Below are 3,421 nucleotides of genomic sequence, written 5' to 3' on the forward strand. Positions count from 1 at the left end.
AAGAAGTAAGAAAGAGCACACGGGGGATGCCTAGGGTCTCAGAGGCGACGAAGGACGCGATAAGCTGCGATAAGGCTGGGGGAGAGGCACATACTCGTTACATCCCAGCATTTCCGAATGGGGCAACCCCCTGACTGGAAGAGTCAGGAACCGACCAGCTTGACTGGCGGTGGCAAACGCAGGGAACTGAAACATCTAAGTACCTGCAGGAAAAGAAAATAACAATGATTCCCCAAGTAGTGGCGAGCGAACGGGGAGGAGCCCAAACCGGGTTGGTTACGGCCAATCCGGGGTTGTAGGACCACGACATCTGATTGAATCGAGTTAGCTGAAGCCCTTGGGAAAGGGCGCCATAGACGGTGAGAGCCCGGTAAGCGACAATTCTGATTCACGGTAGTGGGATCCTGAGTAGGGCGGGGCCGGAGAAACCCCGTCTGAATCGAGCGGCACCATCCGCTAAGGCTACATACTCCTGAGACACCGATAGTGAACTAGTACCGTGAGGGAAAGGTGAAAAGAACCGGGAATACCGGAGTGAAAAGAACCTGAAACCGTGTGCTTACAAGCAGTTAGAGGCCTTTAGTGGGCTGATAGCGTGCCTTTTGCATAATGAGCCTACGAGTTACTCCTCCCCGGCAAGGTTAAGCGCTTTAAGGCGCGGAGCCGCAGCGAAAGCGAGTCTGAACAGGGCGTGCAGTCGGGGGGGGTAGACGCGAAACTTTGTGAGCTACCCTTGAGCAGGTTGAAGGTGCAGTAACATGCACTGGAGGACCGAACCAGTTTCCGTTGAAAAGGATTTGGATGACTTGAGGGTAGGGGTGAAAGGCCAATCAAACTGAGAAATAGCTCGTACTCCCCGAAATGTATTGAGGTACAGCGTCGTGGTTGAGGTCATTGGAGGTAGAGCTACCAATAGGACTAGGGGGTGTCAGAGCCTACCGAATCCTGATGAACTCCGAATGCCAATGGCTATACACGGCAGTGAGGCCTGGGGTGCTAAGGTCCCCGGCCGAGAGGGAAAGAACCCAGACCAACAGCTAAGGTCCCTAAATCTAGATTAAGTTGAACAAAGGAGGTCCACTTGCTTTGACAGCCAGGAGGTTGGCTTGGAAGCAGCCATTCCTTTAAAGAGTGCGTAACAGCTCACTGGTCGAGCGAGCGGGCGTCGATAATACGCGGGCATCAAATCTAGTACCGAAGCTTTGGATTTAGTATGAAAGACTACTAAGTGGTAGGGGAGCATTCTCCTTGCGGTGAAGGCGTGTCGTCAGGCATGTTGGAGCGTGGAGAAAAGCATATGTAGGCATGAGTAACGATAATGCGGGTGAGAAACCCGCACGCCGATAGACTAAGGTTTCCAATTCAACGCTAATCGGAATTGGGTTAGTCGGGACCTAAGGGGAAGCCGAAAGGTGCACTCGATGGACAGCAGGTTAATATTCCTGTACTAATGAATGGAAGTGATGCAGTGACGCAGAAGTGAAAGCACCGCGGGCGGACGGAAGTGCCCGTTGAAGACCGTAGGTATTGGGGAGGTAGTTAAGTACGCCACTCTAGCCGAAAGTTGATAGTACCGTACGTTCTTCGGAACACGCGGATAGTGTGCCTAATCCGACTGCCAAGAAAACCTGCTAAGCGTTTTAACCCATTTATTACCCGTACCGCAAACCGACACAGGTAGTCAAGGAGAGTATCCTGAGGCGCTCGAGTGAATCACGGCCAAGGAACTCGGCAAAATGGACCTGTAACTTCGGGAGAAGGGTCGCTTCCTCGTTGCAAGACGAGAAGCCGCAGTGAAAAGGCCCAGGCGACTGTTTAACAAAAACACATGACTTTGCTAACGCGCAAGCGGACGTATAAGGTCTGACACCTGCCCGGTGCCGGAAGGTTAAGAGGGGAACTTAGTCGCAAGGCGAAGGTTTGAATCGAAGCCCCGGTAAACGGCGGCCGTAACTATAACGGTCCTAAGGTAGCGAAATTCCTTGTCGGGTAAGTTCCGACCTGCACGAATGGTGTAACGATCTGGGCGCTGTCTCAGCCGTGAGCTCGGTGAAATTGTAGTCTCGGTGAAGATGCCGAGTACCCGCCACGGGACGGAAAGACCCCGTGCACCTTTACTATAGGTTGCCATTGGTGTTGGGTTCGGCATGTGTAGCATAGGCGGGAGGCGCTGAGCCGGGGACGCTAGTTCTCGGGGAGCCGACGTTGAAATACCGCCCTTGCCGTGCCTGATGCCTAATCCCGAAGATTCGGGAGACAGTGGCTGCTGGGTAGTTTGACTGGGGTGGTCGCCTCCAAAAGAGTATCGGAGGCTTTCAAAGGTCCGCTCAGTCCGCTTGGTAACCGGACGCAGAGCGCAATAGCAGAAGCGGGCTTGACTGTGAGGCCGACTAGCCGAGCAGGGTCGAAAGACGGATATAGTGATCCGGTGGTTCCGCATGGAAGGGCCATCGCTCAAAGGATAAAAGGTACGCCGGGGATAACAGGCTGATCTCCCCCAAGAGCTCATATCGACGGGGAGGTTTGGCACCTCGATGTCGGCTCGTCACGTCCTGGGGCTGGAGAAGGTCCCAAGGGTTCGGCTGTTCGCCGATTAAAGTGGCACGCGAGCTGGGTTCAGAACGTCGTGAGACAGTTCGGTCCCTATCTGTGGTGGGCGTTGGAAATTTGACAGGACCTGTCCTTAGTACGAGAGGACCGGGATGGACCAGCCGCTGGTGCGCCGGTTGTACCGCCAGGTGCAGCGCCGGGTAGCTACGCTGGGACGAGATAAGCGCTGAAAGCATCTAAGTGCGAAACTCACCTGGAGATGAGATTTCCCAATGGAAGGCCCGTCGGAGATGACGACGTTGATAGGCGGCAGGTGAACAACTAGAAATAGAATAGCTGAGCCGTACTAAGTGGCCGAGGGCTTCTTTTAGAGCCGCACGCAAGTGCGGCTGGCGTCAAGCACGCACCATACGTTTCGTTTTTGTCCCCTTACGTCGAGTTATTGAGGGTTGCGTTCTTCTCACAAGAAGACAATAGAACACCGCAACCCCCGCCAGCAATGGTGGCTTTAGCCCGGGTGTTCACCTCTTCCCATTCCGAACAGAGTCGTTAAGCCCCGGTGCGCCTATGGTACTGCCTTCACCGGTGGGAGAGTCGGTCGCCGCCAACCTTATTGCCCAAACGCCCCCCGCCCGCTTTTACCAGCCCGCGGGGGGCGTTTGGCGTTTTAGACAATTCTTCGTTACTACTTCAGCGAGCGTAATACTAAGTAGTCATGCAAAAGTAACCGTACAGGTTTTGCCAACCCGATTTAAAACGTGTTCAACGCGCTGGAGGCAGGTGTGGTCGGATTGGTAGTTTTCGGGGCGTACCCAATAGTGCTTTCAGCTTGATATCAAAGGCGCGGCGCAGCCATGGAATCCAGCGGCGC

Annotated in this window: 2 rRNA genes; both read left to right on the forward strand. The window is 54.4% G+C overall.

The window, feature by feature from the left end:
- Positions 1-2,920: ribosomal RNA gene (locus GM79_RS06320) — 23S ribosomal RNA — on the forward strand.
- A gap of 128 nt (positions 2,921-3,048) precedes the next feature.
- A 5S ribosomal RNA gene (rrf, locus tag GM79_RS06325) occupies positions 3,049-3,160 on the forward strand.
- Positions 3,161-3,421: the final 261 nt, after the last annotated feature.

Source organism: Hymenobacter sp. IS2118 (genome assembly GCF_000715495.1).
In the GTDB taxonomy this organism is placed as follows: Bacteria; Bacteroidota; Bacteroidia; order Cytophagales; family Hymenobacteraceae; genus Hymenobacter.